General features: G+C 67.7%; 17 protein-coding genes. 10 read left to right on the top strand and 7 right to left on the bottom strand.

What is annotated here, in order from left to right:
* Positions 1-3 precede the first annotated feature (3 nt).
* The 5 genes from recO to ACODRX_RS12730 all read left to right on the top strand — a co-directional run bounded on the left by recO (position 4) and on the right by ACODRX_RS12730 (position 5,075).
* Positions 4-765, top strand: a complete 762-nt coding sequence (recO, locus tag ACODRX_RS12750) for a DNA repair protein RecO (protein WP_488871876.1) — start codon at positions 4-6, stop codon at positions 763-765.
* On the top strand, positions 762-1,547 hold the full coding sequence (locus ACODRX_RS12745) for a pyridoxine 5'-phosphate synthase (protein WP_488871875.1): 786 nt from the start codon (positions 762-764) through the stop codon (positions 1,545-1,547). Before recO ends, ACODRX_RS12745 begins: the two co-directional genes overlap by 4 nt.
* 52 nt (positions 1,548-1,599) lie before the next feature.
* Positions 1,600-1,995: a holo-ACP synthase gene (acpS, locus tag ACODRX_RS12740; RefSeq protein WP_488871874.1), complete on the top strand. Its 396-nt coding sequence runs from the start codon at positions 1,600-1,602 to the stop codon at positions 1,993-1,995.
* Positions 1,996-2,068: 73 nt separating this feature from the next.
* On the top strand, positions 2,069-3,151 hold the full coding sequence (gene nagZ, locus ACODRX_RS12735; RefSeq protein ID WP_488871873.1) for a beta-N-acetylhexosaminidase: 1,083 nt from the start codon (positions 2,069-2,071) through the stop codon (positions 3,149-3,151).
* A gap of 109 nt (positions 3,152-3,260) precedes the next feature.
* Positions 3,261-5,075, top strand: coding sequence for an ABC transporter ATP-binding protein/permease (locus ACODRX_RS12730; protein ID WP_488871872.1), 1,815 nt, complete (start codon positions 3,261-3,263; stop codon positions 5,073-5,075).
* A 57-nt stretch (positions 5,076-5,132) separates the two neighbouring features.
* On the opposite strand, the gene ACODRX_RS12725 is transcribed toward ACODRX_RS12730, so the two are convergent.
* Entirely contained in the window at positions 5,133-5,750 is a 618-nt protein-coding gene (locus ACODRX_RS12725) for a mechanosensitive ion channel domain-containing protein (RefSeq protein ID WP_488871871.1), read from the bottom strand.
* 28 nt (positions 5,751-5,778) lie between these two features.
* A complete protein-coding gene (locus ACODRX_RS12720) occupies positions 5,779-7,209 on the bottom strand; it encodes a CHASE3 domain-containing protein (RefSeq protein WP_488871870.1) in 1,431 nt (476 codons plus the stop codon).
* 84 nt (positions 7,210-7,293) lie between these two features.
* On the opposite strand from ACODRX_RS12720, the gene ACODRX_RS12715 reads away from it, so the two are divergent.
* Entirely contained in the window at positions 7,294-7,926 is a 633-nt protein-coding gene (locus ACODRX_RS12715; protein WP_488871869.1) for a response regulator, read from the top strand.
* Between the two features lie 29 nt (positions 7,927-7,955).
* On the opposite strand, the gene ACODRX_RS12710 is transcribed toward ACODRX_RS12715, so the two are convergent.
* From ACODRX_RS12710 to gpmA, 4 genes are all read right to left on the bottom strand, one after another.
* Positions 7,956-8,357, bottom strand: coding sequence for a response regulator (locus ACODRX_RS12710; RefSeq protein WP_488871868.1), 402 nt, complete (start codon positions 8,355-8,357; stop codon positions 7,956-7,958).
* Between the two features lie 105 nt (positions 8,358-8,462).
* Positions 8,463-9,224 (bottom strand): HesA/MoeB/ThiF family protein, encoded by a 762-nt coding sequence (locus tag ACODRX_RS12705; protein WP_488871867.1) that lies wholly within the window; start codon positions 9,222-9,224, stop codon positions 8,463-8,465.
* Between the two features lie 75 nt (positions 9,225-9,299).
* Positions 9,300-10,799, bottom strand: coding sequence for a S41 family peptidase (locus ACODRX_RS12700; protein ID WP_488871866.1), 1,500 nt, complete (start codon positions 10,797-10,799; stop codon positions 9,300-9,302).
* A 110-nt stretch (positions 10,800-10,909) separates the two neighbouring features.
* A complete protein-coding gene (gene gpmA, locus ACODRX_RS12695) occupies positions 10,910-11,653 on the bottom strand; it encodes a 2,3-diphosphoglycerate-dependent phosphoglycerate mutase (protein WP_488871865.1) in 744 nt (247 codons plus the stop codon).
* A gap of 224 nt (positions 11,654-11,877) precedes the next feature.
* Here gpmA and ACODRX_RS12690 point away from each other — a divergent pair, with 224 nt between their 5' ends.
* From ACODRX_RS12690 to ACODRX_RS12675, 4 genes are all read left to right on the top strand, one after another.
* Positions 11,878-12,285 (top strand): rhodanese-like domain-containing protein, encoded by a 408-nt coding sequence (locus tag ACODRX_RS12690; RefSeq protein WP_488871864.1) that lies wholly within the window; start codon positions 11,878-11,880, stop codon positions 12,283-12,285.
* A 17-nt stretch (positions 12,286-12,302) separates the two neighbouring features.
* Positions 12,303-12,560 (top strand): glutaredoxin 3, encoded by a 258-nt coding sequence (grxC, locus tag ACODRX_RS12685; protein WP_488871863.1) that lies wholly within the window; start codon positions 12,303-12,305, stop codon positions 12,558-12,560.
* 92 nt (positions 12,561-12,652) lie between these two features.
* Positions 12,653-13,108 carry a protein-export chaperone SecB gene (gene secB, locus ACODRX_RS12680; RefSeq protein WP_488871862.1) on the top strand — a complete coding sequence of 152 codons (456 nt, stop codon included), beginning with the start codon at positions 12,653-12,655 and terminating at the stop codon, positions 13,106-13,108.
* 117 nt (positions 13,109-13,225) lie between these two features.
* Complete coding sequence (locus tag ACODRX_RS12675) at positions 13,226-14,227, top strand: NAD(P)H-dependent glycerol-3-phosphate dehydrogenase (RefSeq protein ID WP_488871861.1); 1,002 nt, start codon at positions 13,226-13,228, stop codon at positions 14,225-14,227.
* 154 nt (positions 14,228-14,381) lie between these two features.
* On the opposite strand, the gene ACODRX_RS12670 is transcribed toward ACODRX_RS12675, so the two are convergent.
* Entirely contained in the window at positions 14,382-15,266 is an 885-nt protein-coding gene (locus tag ACODRX_RS12670) for an NAD(P)-dependent oxidoreductase (protein ID WP_488871859.1), read from the bottom strand.
* Positions 15,267-15,276: the final 10 nt, after the last annotated feature.

The raw sequence follows: 15,276 nt of genomic DNA, 5'->3' as shown, positions 1-15,276 counted from the left end.
CCCATGGCAATCAAACGCGTCACCGACGAACCGGCCTTCATCCTGCACCGTTACGACTGGAGCGAGTCCAGCCTGATCCTGGAGTGCTTCAGCCGCCACCGCGGGCGCGTGGCGCTGGTGGCCAAGGGGGCCAAGAAGCCCACCTCCAGCTTTCGCCCGGTGCTGCTGGCGCTGCAGCCGCTGCGCCTGTCGTGGGGCATGGCGGCCGAGGGCGGCTCGGACATCCATACGCTCAAGAGCGCCGAATGGGTGGGCGGCCATGTGATGCCCACCGGCGACAGCCTGCTCGCCGGCCTGTACCTGAACGAGCTGCTCATGCGCCTGCTGGCGCGCGAAGACCCGTTCGCCGCGCTGTTCGACGTCTATGCCGGCGTGGTGCGGGTGCTGGCCAGCGACCACGGCGATGCGCTGGAGCCGGTGCTGCGCGCCTTCGAGCTGCTGCTGCTGCGCGAGCTGGGGCTGCTGCCGGCGCTCGATGCGCAGACCCTGTCGCTGCAGGCGCTGGCGCCGGCGCAGCGCTATGTGATCAGCCCCGATGCCGGGCTGCGCGCGGCCGAGCCGGCTGAGCGCTCGGGCCTGCCCGGCGCGCGCTGGCTGGAACTCGAAGCGGCGCTCGCGGCTCCAAATCCCTATCCGGCGGTGTTGCGCTCTTGCGCGTTGTGTGCCGGCGAGTTAAAAGCCCAACTACGGGCATTGCTGCAACACCATTGCGGACAGACCGTGCTGCGCACCCGCCAGTTGATGATGGATATCCAATCGCTATGACGCCTACTGCTTCCAAGACCGCCAGGACTGCGCTGTCGGTCAACCTCAACAAGGTCGCCCTGGTGCGCAATACGCGCCACCTGGGCATTCCCAGCGTCACCCGGGCCGCGCGCCTGTGCCTGGAGGCCGGTGCGCAGGGCATCACCGTGCATCCGCGCCCGGACGAACGCCACATCCGCGCCGACGATGTGCACAAGCTCGCCGAGGTGCTGGCCACCTGGCCCGAGCAGCGCGAATTCAACATCGAGGGCAACCCCTTCCACAACCTGATGGATTTCGTGCGCCAGCTGCGGCCCACGCAGGCCACCTTCGTGCCCGACAGCGAAGGCCAGTTCACCAGCGACCACGGCTGGAGCTTTCCGCAGGATGCCGAGCGCCTCAGGCCCTTGATCGCCGAATGCAAGGCGCTGGGCGTGCGCGTGAGCCTGTTCATGGACCCCGTGCCCGAGCAGATGGCCGCGGCCAAGGCGGTGGGCGCGGATCGGGTCGAGCTCTACACCGAGCCCTATGCCGCGGCCTTCGGCACCGAGCGCCAGGCGGCCGAGCTGCGGCGCTATGCCGCCGCGGCCGAGGCCGCGCAGAAGGCAGGCCTGGGCGTGAATGCCGGGCACGACCTGAGCCTGCGCAACCTCACGCCTTTCGTCTCCCATGTGCCGGGCGTGCTGGAGGTCTCCATCGGCCACGCCTTCGTCGCCGATGCGCTGGAGATCGGCTACGCCGAGGCGGTGCGTGCCTACCTGCGCTGCCTGGAGGCGCGGCCCGACGGCGTGCTGTTGGGCTGATGGCCGTCGACGCTGGGGCCGCAGGCGGCTGCGGCCCATTCCCATCCCATCCATGATCCACGGCATAGGCACCGACATCTGCGACATACGCCGCATACGCGCCGCGCTTGCGCGCAGCGGCGAGCGCTTTGCGCGCAAGGTGCTGGCCGACGGCGAATGGCAGGTCTGGCAGGCGCGCTCCGCGCGCTGGCCCGAGCGCGGCGTGCGCTACCTGGCCACGCGCTTTTCCGCGAAAGAGGCCTTCTCCAAGGCGGTCGGGCTGGGCATGCGCATGCCCATGACCTGGCGCCACTGCGAGATCGTCAACCTGCGCTCCGGCAAGCCCGAGATCCGCCTGCATGGCGAGCTCAAGACCTGGTTCGAGGCCCAGGGCCTGAGGGCGCACATCACCGTCACCGACGAATCCGAATACGCGGCCAGCTTCTGCGTGGTCGAAAAGGATGTATAGCCCGGCTGGCCGCCACGCCAGGTTTGAAGAGCGCCACGGGCGCATTTTTTAATACCAGTTCACTTCCTGTTCCATGACCCAGCACGCACCCTTGATCATCGATATCGCCGGCACCGGACTCACCGAGGTGGACCGCCGGCGCCTGGCCCATCCGCTGGTGGGCGGCATCATCCTGTTTGGCCGCAACTGGAGCAGCCGCGCGGCGCTGGTGCAGCTGTGCGCCGACATCAAGGCGATCAGGCCCGAGCTGCTGATCTGCGTCGACCACGAAGGCGGCCGGGTGCAGCGCTTCAAGACCGACGGCTTCACGCATATACCGCCGATGCGCGCCTTTGGCGAGCTGTGGATGCAGGACGGCAAGGCCGGCGAGGGCAGCGGCGCCATGCGCGCGCTGAACGCCGCCACCGCCGCCGGCTATGTGCTGGGCAGCGAGCTGCGCGCCTGCGGCGTGGACTTCAGCTTCACCCCGGTACTGGACCTGGATCATGGCGAGAGCAGCGTCATCGGCGACCGCAGCTTTCACCGCGACCCGCGCGTGGTGGCGGCGCTGGCCAGGAGCCTGATGCACGGGCTGCTGCAAGCCGGCATGGGCAACTGCGGCAAGCACTTTCCGGGCCATGGCTTCGTCAAGGCCGACTCGCATGTCGACATCCCCGTCGACCGGCGCAGCCTCGCGGCCATCCTGGCGGAAGATGCCGCGCCATACCCCTGGCTGTCGTCGGTGCTCACCGCGGTGATGCCGGCGCATGTGGTCTACCCCAAGGTGGATCCGCGGCCCGCGGGCTTCAGCGAGAAGTGGCTCAAGCAAGTGCTGCGCGGCCGCCTGGGCTACGACGGCGCGATCTTCAGCGACGACCTGAGCATGGAGGGCGCGCGCCGCATCGGCGGCCAGCTGATCGGCTACACCGACGCGGCCCTGGCCGCGCTCTCGGCCGGCTGCGACATGGTGCTGCTGTGCAACCAGAGCCTGGGTTTTGGCGCGCATCTGGACGAGCTGCTGGCCGGCATGCAAGAGGCCCTTGCCAGCGGCCGCTGGACGCCCGACGCAGACAGCGAATCGCGCCGCCTGGCGCTGCTGCCCGACAGCCCGCCGCAGGTATGGGACGAGCTGATGGTGCAGCCGGCCTACATGCGCGCGCTGGACCTGCTGCCTTGAGCGGCGTTGTGCGCTGAGCGTTTTGCGTTTGGTGTTTGGCATGAAAGCCGGGGTTATGTCCAACGCCATTTAAGTCCTGCCTCATGGTGCCGGGCTAGTCTGCGCAGGTATGAACCTCCTTGCAGCTCTGCGTGACCGCGCTGGCAGGCTATGGGCGCCCTGCAGCCAGGCGCTGGCCCTGACCCGGCCCTACTTCCGCTCCGACGAAAGGCTGCGCGCCTGGAGCCTGCTGGCGGCCATCGTCGCCCTCAACCTGGCGGCCGTGTACATGCTGGTGCAGATCAACGACTGGAACCGCGTGTTCTACGACGCGCTGCAGCAGCGCGATGCCAGCGTGTTCTGGCAGCAGCTGCGGCGCTTTGGCTGGCTGGCGGCGGCCTATGTCGTCATCGCGGTCTACAAGTTCTACCTCACCCAGCTGCTGCAGCTGAACTGGCGGCGCTGGCTCACCCGCCACATGCTGCAGCGCTGGCTCGCGGCCAAGGCCTTCTACCGGCTGGAGCTCAACCGCTTCGGCGCCGCCGCAGGCGCGCCCGCCATGCCCGACAACCCGGACCAGCGCATCCAGGAAGACCTGAACCTGTTCACCAGCCAGAGCGTGGCGCTGAGCATGGGCCTGCTCAATGCCGTGGTCACGCTGCTGAGCTTCGTCGGCATCCTGTGGGGGCTGAGCGCCAGCGTGGGCATCGGCCTGCCGCAGGCGCTTGGCGGGCAGCACTGGCAGATACCCGGCTTCATGGTCTGGATGGCGGTGCTGTACTGCGCCGTGGGCAGTGCCATCACCTTCTGGATCGGCAAGCCGCAGGTGCGGCTGAACTGGCGCCAGCAGCAGCTGGAGGCCAATTTCCGCCACCACATGATCCGGGTGCGCGAGCATGCCGAGGCGATCGCCCTCGATGGCGGCGAGCGCGTGGAAGGCGAGCAGCTCTCGCTGCGCTTTGGCGACGCGCTGGGCAACTACCTGCGCCTGGTGCAGACGCAGAAGCACCTGGTGTGGTTCACCTCCTTCTTCGGGCAGGCGGCGGTGGTGTTTCCCTTCATCATCGCGGCGCCGCGCTTTTTCAGCGGCGCGATCCAGCTGGGAGACTTGATGCAGATCGCCTCGGCCTTCGGCCAGGTGCAGGGCTCGCTGAGCTGGCTGGTCGACAACTATCCGGATCTCGCCACCTGGCACGCCACCACCCAGCGCCTCACCGGCTTCGAAGCCAGTCTGGCTCAGGCTGGGCAGGGCGGCGCGCTGCAGGTGCAGCCGGGCCCGGCGCTGGCGGCGCAGGCCCTGCAGGTGGCGCTGCCCCAGGGCCGCAGCCTGCTCGATGGCGCATCGCTGCGCGTGGCGCCGGGCGACTCGGTGCTGATCAGCGGCGCATCGGGCAGCGGCAAGTCCACGCTGCTGCGCGTGCTGGCCGGCATCTGGCCCTATGCGCGCGGCCGGGTGGAGCGGCCTTGCGACGCGATGTTCCTGGCGCAGCGCCCGTATTTCCCCGATGGGCCGCTGCGCGCTGCGCTGGCCTACCCCGAGGCGCCATCGCGCTACACCGATGCCGAGCTGCGACATGCACTGGCCGATGCGCTGTTGCCCGAGCTGGCCGAGCGCCTCGATGAGCCCGGCGCCTGGAACGCACTGCTGTCGGGCGGCGAGCAGCAGCGCCTGGCGCTGGCGCGGGTACTGCTCAAGCGCCCGGCCTGGGTCTTCGCGGACGAGGCCACCAGCGCGCTCGACGGCCCGGCCGAGCGCCAGCTGTACCAGCGGTTGCGCCAGCTGGTGGCCCAGCGCGGCGGCGCCCTGGTGTCGGTGGCCCACCGCGACAGCGTGCGCGGCTTTCACCGCACACAGTGGACGCTGGACCAGGCCGCGCGGGAGCTGCGGGTGGAGCCGGTGGAACCGGTAGAGCAGCAAAAAAGGGAGCTGGCAGCGCTTGTCTAGAAACGATTTCCAATATTTTTATATTTGAAAACAAGTCATATCAAGCGCTAGCAGCTCTTATTTTTGATCTTCCGGCCCGGCAGGCTGGGGTGGCGGAGAGGGCGGCAGCGGCGCAGGCGGCGCCAGCCAGCGGCGTACGGTCTTCTGGAAGATCTGCGTGTTCGGCACCTGCAGCAGGGCGGCGGCGCCGGGCCCGGCGCTGCTGTCCTCCAGCGTGGTGTAGAGCATGTTGATGTCGATCACGCGTCCGCGCGCGCCGGGCTTGTCGAAGCCGTCGATGACCTCGATGTGGTCGCCCAGGCGGAACGGGCGCGCGGTGAAGATCAGCAGCGCGCAGAAGAAGTTGGACAGCACGCTCCAGGCCGCGAAGAAGGCGACCGCGCCCACGGCGGCAAAGCCCGAGATCGCGGTCCACAGCACGGCGGCGCTGACGCCCATGCGCTCCAGCACCAGCAGGAAGCTCAGGCCCACGATCAGCCAGCGCAGCACGCCCTTGACCGGCACCTCCAGCTCCAGCGGCCAGTCGTAGTGCCGCGCGATGCGGCGCAGGAGCTTGCGGATCGCATAGTGCACCGCGGCGGCGAGCGCGACGATGAGGATGATTTGTGCGCCGGGGACGATGATGTCGAGCCAGTCCTCGGCCCAGGCGGGCAACAGGGCTTTCAAATGCAGCATGGATGATGGGGGCAGCGGCGGCGGTGTTTCAGGCGGCAGGCGGTACGGGAGGTTCCATGGGGGGCGAGGCCCGGCCTGGGGCGGCCCGGCCTGTCCGCAGGGTAGCGGACAGGGGGCGGGCGTCGTCCTGCGGCAGCACGGCGGCGATCTGCGTGCCCCGGCCGGGCGCCGAGCTCACGGTCAGGCGGCCGCCGGCGGCCTCCACCCGGTGCTTCATGCCGGCCAGCCCGTGCGAGCTGGGGCGGATGTTCTGCGCGTCGAAGCCCACGCCATCGTCCTGCACCTGGATGGCAATGTGGCTGGGGTAGTTCTGCACGTTCACCAGCACGTTGCGGGCCTGGGCGTACTTGCCGATATTGGTCAGCGACTCCTGCACCAGGCGGTAGATGGTCAATTGCGTGGCCTCGGCCAGCTGCACGGGTTCGATGTTCAGCTCCACGTTGATGCTGCTGCTGTCGGAAAACTCCTGGGCCAGGATCTCCAGCGAGGCCGTCAGGCCGAGGTTGGACAGCGACGAGGGCCGCAGATCCTCGATGATGCGGCGCTTGAGCGCGATGCCGCTGTTGAGCGTATCGGTGAGGTGCTTGACCCGGTCGGAGATGTCGCTCGATTGCATGTCCACCTTGGATTTGAGGCGCGCCACGTCGAGCTTGGCCGCCGTCAGCAGCGCGCCCAGCTCGTCGTGCAGCTCGCGCGCCAGGTGCGCGCGCTCGTCCTCGCGCACCTGCTGCAGGTGGGTGGCCAGCTCGCCCAGCGTGGCGGTGCGCTCGTGCACCAGGGCTTCGAGCCGGTCGCGCTCCTGCTCCAGCGATTTCTGCTCGCGGATCATGAATTCGGTCAGCGTGCCGCTTTGGCGCAGGTAGAGGTAGAAGGCGATCAGCCCGACCACGGTGACGACGGCGATGCCGATGCGCGACAGCATCAGCGAGCGCAGGATTTCCGCCTGGTTGGCTGCGCGCTGGCCGTCGTTGTGATCGGCCAGCTGGCTGGCCAGCTGGCGGATGCGGTCCATGTTGTCCTGCACCGCGGGGTGGGAGATGACATACTTCCACGCGCCGTCGAAGCCTTGGTCGTGCAGCTGGATGCTCATGTCCAGCTCGGCGATCTTCTTCGACACCTCCAGGCCCAGGCGCGACGAGGTCAGCTGGTCTTCGGATGGAGCCGCGTAGGCCTTGCGCAGCCGGTCGATGGTGCTGTGGATGCTGGCTACCGAGCTCTTGTAGGGATCGAGGTAGCTCTTGTCCGAGGTGAGCAGGTAGCCGCGTACGCCGGTTTCCGCATCGACGATCTGCTGCAGCAGCTTGTCGATGGCGGTGCGGGTGTGAACGCTGGCGTTGAGCGAGTCCAGCGCCTGGCGCGAGCGGAAATAGCCGATCTCGTCGATACCGATCAGGATGGCGGCTGCCAGGAAGGCGGTAGGCAGGCTGATGGCCCACTTGCGCAAATGTGACCAACGCATGCGATTTCCTTTGCTTTGGTGTACCGGAGATTTGTGAATAATAGAGGAGTCGGGTTTTTACCGACGCGATAAACAGGAGTCTTAATGATCAAGGTCGGGATTGTGGATGACCACGCCATTGTGCGCTCCGGGCTCAAGCAGTTCTTCAGCGAGCATGTGGATTTGCGGGTGGTCGGCGAGGCGGCGAATGGCCGTGAGGCCATTGATCTGGTGCGCAACGAGGAGATCGATGTGCTGGTGATGGACCTGTCCATGCCCGGGCAAAGCGGTATCGATGCGCTGGCCATGCTGCGCGCCAAGGCGCCCGACATGGGCATTCTGATTCTGAGCGGCTACCCGGAGGAGCACTACGCGATCAACCTGATCCGCCAGGGCGCCAGCGGCTACCTGAACAAGGAGTGCGATCCGCAGGAGATCGTCGAGGCGATCCGTACCATCTCGCTGGGCAAGCGCTACCTCACCCCCACCGTGGCCGATCTGCTGGCCCAGCAGCTGGGCCGCAAGGACGACGTGCCGCCGCATGAGCAGCTGTCGGAGCGCGAATTCCAGGTGTTCCTCAAGCTGGCGCGCGGCGAGACGGCGGGCGACATCGCGAAGTCGCTGTCGCTCAGCGTCAAGACGGTGAGCACCTACCGCACCCGGCTGATGGAGAAGATGGCCTTGTCGTCCAATAGCGATCTGACCTACTACGCGCTGAAAAAAGGGCTGATCGATTGATGGCGGGCGGCTGAAAGCCCACGACGGCACTATTGCCTGGGCGGCAGCGTGCCGCTCTGTGCGTATTCGACGCAGAAGTCGATGAGCGCATCGATGTCCTGGGATTTGTCGAACACCCGGTCCGCGCCCAGCTGGGTGCAGCGGTCGCGGATGCTTGGCGTCGAGTAGTTGCTCAGAACCACCAGATGCTGGTGCTTGCCGCGCTGCTGCAGGTGTTCGAGCACGCCCAGGCCGCTGCCCTCCTGCAGGAAGATGTCGACGATCGCCAGGTCCCAGGAATCTTCATTGGAGCGCAGCCAGGATTTGGCGGCGGTTTCCGTTTCCGCATAGCCGATGGTCACCACTTCGGCCAGGTCTTCCAGCGTGGCGATAAGGTTGTCGCGGATGGTGGGGTTGTCTTCCACCAGGTAGGTTCTCAGCTTGTTTGGCATACCGGCAGCACAATCGGTACCTGTGTCACACTGTAACGATCTTAGCAGCCAGCCTGGGCCCGGGGGACAGTCCAGGGCCGCTCTCCGGGTAGGACAAATGCCAATTCAAGCGGCCGGGTGCGCGCCGCCGCAGACCGGGCAATCCGGGTTGGCGCCAACGCGCATGCTGGTCCATTCCATGTGCTTGGCATCCAGCATCAGCAGCCGGCCATCGAGCGTCTGGCCGACCTGGGCGAGCAGCTTCAACGCCTCGCAGGCCTGCATCGCGCCAATCACGCCCACCAGCGGCGCGAACACGCCCATGGTGGAGCAGCTCACTTCCTCGAACTGCTCGTCGGGCGAGAACAGGCAGGCGTAGCACGGGCCCGAGCGCGAGCGCCGGTCGAACACGGCGACCTGGCCGTCGAAGCGGATCGCCGCGCCGCTGACCAGCGGCCGGCCATGCTCCACGCAGGCCCGGTTGATGGCCTGGCGGGTGAGGTAGTTGTCGCTGCAGTCCAGCACCACCGAGGCCTGCGCCACCAGGGCACCCAGCTCCTGCGCCGCCACCCGCCGCTGCAGCGGGCGCACCTCCACGTCGGGGTTGATCTCCTGCAGCGCGGCGGCGCACGACTGCACCTTGGGCATGCCGACGCGCGCCGTGGTGTGGGCAATCTGCCGCTGCAGGTTGGTCAGGTCCACCGCATCGTCGTCCACCAGCGTGATGGTGCCCACGCCCGCCGAGGCCAGGTACAGGGCCGCCGGGCTGCCCAGGCCGCCGGCGCCGATGATCAGCGCATGCGCGGCGCGCAGCCGCTCCTGGCCCTCGATGCCGATCTCGTCGAGCATCAGGTGGCGGGAATAGCGCAGCAGTTGTTGGTCGTCCATGGCGGTGCAAGCAATCAAAACAAAAAAGGCTGGTGCGCAGCGCGGCACCAGCCTGGTTCGGGGAAGGCCGGCCTCTTACTTCTTGGGCGCGGCGCCGTCGGCCGGCTTGTCTGCGCCCGGGGTGGCGGAGGCCTTGGCGGCGTCGTCGTCCTTCTTCTCTTCGGGGCGCTCGGTCTTGGTCTGGCTGACCTTGACCGGCTCGCCCTTGAGCTGGTGCAGCGCCTGCTGCAGCTGGAAGTCCTTGTCCGAGCCCAGCTCGGGCGGGCGGCGCTCGGACTCGGGCTTCTTGGCCTCTTCCTCCAGCCGCTTGCGGGCTTCCTCGCGGGCCTTTTCGCGGGCCTCGTCCTTGACCTCGGCGCCCTGGCCGCTGGCCAGGTGCTTGTCCAGGTCGGCCTCGCGCATGCGCAGCGCGGCAAACAGGTCGCCCTCAGCCGTCTCGTCCACCATGATGTCGGGCACGATGCCCTTGGCCTGGATGGACTTGCCGCTCGGCGTGTAGTAGCGCGCGGTGGTCAGCTTGATGCCGGTGTCGGGCCCCAGCGGGCGCACGGTCTGCACCGAGCCCTTGCCGAAGGTTTGGGCGCCCATCAGCACGGCGCGCTTGTGGTCCTGCAGCGCGCCCGAGACGATCTCGCTGGCCGAGGCCGAGCCTTCGTTGACCAGCACCACCAGCGGCACGGTCTTGAGCGCCGCCGGCAGCGAGCGCAGCGGATCGGTGCCGCGGCGCGCATAGAACTCGGGGTTGGCGCGGAAGATGGCCTTGCTCTCGGCCAGCTGGCCGTTGGTGGAGACCACGGTCACGTCCTTGGGCAGGAAGGCGGCGGAGACGGCCACGGCCGCATCCAGCAGCCCGCCGGGGTCGTTGCGCAGGTCGAGCACCATGCCCTTGATGTCGGGGTTCTGCTTGTACAGATCGTCCACCTTGCGCACGAAATCGTCCACCGTGCGTTCCTGGAACTGCGAGATGCGCACCCAGGCGTAGCCGGGCTCGACCATCTTGACCTTGACCGACTGGGTCTTGATTTCCTCGCGGGTGATGGTCACCGGGAAGGTGCGGCCCTCGTCCTTGCGGAAGATGGTGAGCGTGACCTTGGTGTTGGGGTTGCCGCGCATGCGCTTGACCGCCTCGTTCAGCGACAGGCCCTTGACCGCGGTGTCCTCGATCTTGGTGATCAGGTCGTTGGTCTTGAGCCCGGCGCGGTCGGCGGGCGAGCCCTCGATGGGCGAGACGATGCGGATCAGGCCGTCTTCCTGCGTGATCTCTATGCCTACGCCGACGAACTTGCCCGAAGTGCCTTCCTGGAATTCCTTGAAGGTCTTCTTGTCGAAATACTGCGAATGCGGATCCAGCCCCGAAACCATGCCCGAGATCGCGTCGGTGATCAGCTTCTTGTCATCCACCGGCTCGACATAGTCGGTCTTGATCAGGCCGAAGACGGCGGACATCTGCTGGATTTCCTCCAGCGGCATCGGCGACAGCGAGCCGCGAGCCACGGTCTGCAATGACACGGTGGTGAGCGCTCCGGCCACCACGCCCAGTGACACCCAGCCGGCAATCTTGAGTTTCTCGCCCATATATCCCATCAATTCAATAGCGCTCCAATATACACCCTAGAGCGCCGCGGCTGGCGGCGGTTCCTGAGTGCTGGAGCTTTTGCACGGACTTTACCTGGGGCTGCGCGCGCTCATGCCTTGCCCTGGTTGGCGACCGCGTTGGCCGCCGCCTGGGCCGCCTCGGCATCGCCCAGGTAGTAGCGGCGAATGGGCTGCAGCTGCGCATCGAGCTCGTACACCAGCGGAATGCCATTGGGGATGTTCAGGCCCACGATCTCGTCGTCGGAGATCTTGTCCAGGTACTTGACCAGCGCGCGGATGGAATTGCCGTGCGCGGCCATCACCACGCGCTGGCCGCCCTGGATGGCGGGCGCCATGGTTTCGCGCCAGAACGGCAGCACCCGGGCGACCGTGTCCTTCAGGCATTCGGTCAGCGGCACCTCGCCCTCGGCCAGGCCGGCGTAGCGGCGGTCGCCGCGCTCGCTGCGCGGGTCGCCCGCTTCGAGTGCCGGCGGCGGCGTGTCGTAGCTGCGGCGCCAGACCAGCACCTGCGCGTCGCCGTACTTCTTGGCGGTCTCGGCCTTGTTCAGGCCCTGCAGGCCACCGTAGTGGCGCTCGTTGAGGCGCCAGCTGTGCACCACGGGCAGCCAGGTGCGCTCCATTTCGTCGAGCACATGCCACAGCGTGCGCGTGGCGCGCTTGAGCACGCTGGTGTAGGCGATGTCGAAGTCGTAGCCCTCGGCCTTGAGCAATTGCCCCGCCTGCTTGGCCTGCGCGATGCCGGTGGCGGTCAGGTCCACGTCGGTCCAGCCGGTGAAACGGTTTTCCAGGTTCCAGGTCGATTCGCCATGGCGGATCAGAACGAGCTTGTACATGAATTTCCTTGGGGATGCTGATGAAAACAGGGAAGCGCTCGGGCCTATTGGGCCTTGGGCCGATATTGGGCCGACATTGTATAGAGCGCGGCCTGCTGGCTGGGAACCTGGGGAATGGCTGCCCACGCCCCCCCAAAGGGGGCCTTGAAAGGCCCCTTTGCCGGCGCATGGCCGCCAGCCTCTAAAATGCAAAGCTTTTTTGCGGCTTTGTACAAGGGATTGGTGTGAGCTTCTTTATCGACAACTGGTATCTGTTCGTGCTGGCCATCGGCTCGGGGGCCTTGCTGCTGATGCCTGCCATGAAGGGCATGGGCGGCGGCAGCCTGTCCGCGGCCAACGCGGTGCAGCTCATCAACCGCGAGAAGGCCGTGGTGGTGGACGTGCGCGACGAGAGCGAATTCGCCCAGGGCCACATCGTGGGCGCCCGCAACGTGCCGCTGGCGCAGCTGGAGGAAAAGCTGCCCCAGGCGGCCAAGAACAAATCGCTGCCGCTGGTGCTGGTCTGCGCCCAGGGCCAGCGCGCCCAGCGCGGCGTGGCGGTGGCGCAAAAGCTCGGCTATGCCAACACCCAGGCGCTTGCCGGCGGCATGAAGGCCTGGCGCGATGCGCAGATGCCGATCGAGAAATCCTGAGCCAAGGAGGTAGCGCCATGCAACCCGTGAAGATGTATACCACCGCCATCTGCCCCTATTGCATCCGGGCCAAGCAGATTCTCAAGGCCAAGGGCGTCGACGCGATCGAGGAGATCCGCATCGACGAAGACCCCGCCCAGCGCATGCACATGATGGAGCTGACCGGCCGCCGCACCGTGCCGCAGATCTTCATCGGCGAGACCCATGTGGGCGGCTGCGACGACTTGGTGGCGCTGGACCAGCGCGGAGGCCTGGCGCCGCTGCTGGGCGATTGAGCGGGCTGCGCGCTGCATAATGCGCGGTGGTGCCCAGGCGGCTTCCAGACTCCTATTTTTTCTCAACGGTTTTCATCGAAAGACTCACAAGCATGGCAGATCAAGACAATCCCGTGTTCCAGATCCAACGCGTGTACCTGAAGGACGCGTCGCTGGAGCAGCCCAACTCGCCTGCCATCCTGCTGGAGCAGGAGCAGCCGAACGTGGACATCCAGCTGGGCGTGGAAGCCACCCCGGTGGCCGAAGGCATCTTCGAGGTGGCCGTCACCGCCACCGTGCAGACCAAGATCCAGGACAAGACCGTGTTCCTGGTCGAGGCCAAGCAGGCCGGCATCTTCGAGATCCGCAACATCCCCGAAGAGCAGATGGGCGCGGTGATCGGCGTGGCCTGCCCGCAGATCATCTACCCCTACCTGCGCGGCAACGTGGCCGACATCGTCACCCGTGCCGGCTTCCCGCCGGTGCATCTGGCGGAAATCAATTTCCAGGCCATGTACGAGCAGCAGCAGGCTGCCGCCAACGGCGCCACCGAGACGCTGCCCCAGTAAGCGGCAGGCGCCTGCCTGCCTGCATGGAAGGCCTCTTGCCCTGGCGGGCACGAGGCCTTTGTTCTTTCCCTTCCCCTATGATCGGCTTGGCATGGATCGGATAAAGGTAGTTTTGCTATGAAGATTGTGGTCATCGGCGCGGGCGCCTGGGGCACGGCGCTGGCCATGAATGCGGCGGCCCGCCACGAGGTGCGCCTGTGGGCCCGCGATGCGGCCCAGGCCCAGGCCATGCAGGCGCGGCGAGAGAATGCGCGCTATCTGCCCGGCATCGCCTTCCCGCCGGCGCTGCAGGTCGTGGGCGGCGATGCGCGTGCCGCGCTGGCGGGCGCCAAGCTGGTGATCCTGGGCACGCCGATGGCGGCGCTGCGCGGCTGGCTCACCGAGCTGCGCGACTGCCCGCTGCCGCTGGCCTGGCTGTGCAAGGGGTTCGAGGCGGTGCCGGCCGGTGCGGCCGCCGGCGCCACGGGCCTGCTGGCCAGCGAAGTCTGCGCGCAGGTGGCGCCCCGGCTGCCGGCCGGCGTGCTCAGCGGCCCCAGCTTCGCGCAGGAGGTGGCGCGCCACCAGCCCACCGCGCTGGTGGCCGCGAGCCCGCATGCCAGCGTGCGCGATGCGCTGGTGCAGGCCTTCCATGGCGGCAACCTGCGGGTCTACGCCAATGCCGACATCACCGGCGTCGAAGTGGGCGGCGCGGTCAAGAACGTGCTGGCCATCGCCACCGGGCTGTGCGACGGGCTGGCGCTGGGGCTGAACGCGCGCGCCGCGCTCATCACCCGGGGGCTGGCCGAGATGACCCGGCTGGGCCTGGCGTTGGGCGCGCAGGCCGATACCTTCATGGGCCTGTCGGGCCTGGGCGACCTGGTGCTTACCGCCACCGGCGAGCTGTCGCGCAACCGCAAGATCGGCCTGCTGCTGGCGCAGGGCCAGAGCCTGGAGCAGGCGGTGCAGTCGCTGGGCCATGTGGCCGAGGGCGTCTACAGCGCGCGCACCGTGCTGGCGCGCGCGCAGGCGCTGCGGGTGCAGATGCCGATCACCGAGACCGTGGTGGCCCTGCTGGGCGGCGCGATGCCGGCGCAAGAGGCGGTGCAGGCCTTGATGGCGCGCGAGCCGCGCGCTGAATAAGACCGGCCTGGCGTGGTGGATGAAAAATTAATAGCTTAACGCGCTTTTTTTTAACGGTTTCAATATGTTTTCATATTGAAAATAAGTGAAGGCAAGCGCAGGGAGCTATCAAAATGCATGCGAAAGCCATGCCGGCTGGGCTTGGCCGCCGCACTCAGCCGGCCTGCAGCAGCCGGATCAGCTCCGGCAGCATGGCCGCGCCATGCCCGGCCGCCACCTGCGACTGCAGGCTGGCCGCGGCCGCGTCGGCGATGCGGCTGGCGGCCTGGGCGTCGTGGGCCATGGTGGCGTAGTAGCCCAGATCCTTGGCGGCATTGGCGACGGAGAACGCGATGCCCGAAGGATCATCGCGCAGGATGAAGGCGGACAGGCGCTGCAGCGCCACGCCCGCGCCGCCGCCGCCGGCCAGCACCTCGTGGAAGACCTGCATGTCCATGCCCGCGCCGCGCGCGCAGGCGGTGGCTTCGGCCAGCAGCGCCATGCTGCCCACCGAGACGAAGTTGTGCAGCAGCTTCATGCGGTGGCCGCTGCCGATGGGGCCGACATGCGTCAGCGTTTCGCTGAAGGCGGCGAGCACCGGGCGCACCTGCTCCAGCACCGCGGCGTCGCCGCCGACCAGCAGGTTGAGCGTGCCGTCGTGGGCCTGTTGGGCGGTGCGGGTCATGGGCGCATCGATGAAGCGGCCGCCCGCGGCCTGCACCGCCTGCGCCATGCGCTCGGTGGAGGCCGGCACCGCGGTGGAGCAGTCCACCACGATGGTGCCCGGGCGCAGGCCGGCGAGCACGCCGCCGTCGCCGGTGAGCACCGCCTCGACCTGCGGCGAGCCGGTCACGCACAGGATGATCACCGCGCAATGCGCCGCCAGCTCGGCCGGCGCGCGGCAGGTCTGCGCGCCCAGCGAGAGCAGCTCGTCGAGCGGCTGGTTGCCGGGATGCTCCAGCACCTGGAGGGCAAAGCCCTTGCGGGCCAGGTTGCGGCCAATGCCATGGCCCATCAGGCCAACGCCGATCAGGCCCACGGTGGGCGGTGCTGCGGACATATCCGGTCTC

The organism is Comamonas sp. FG99 (genome assembly GCF_057808605.1).
This window is presented reverse-complemented; position numbering and strand designations above follow the sequence as displayed.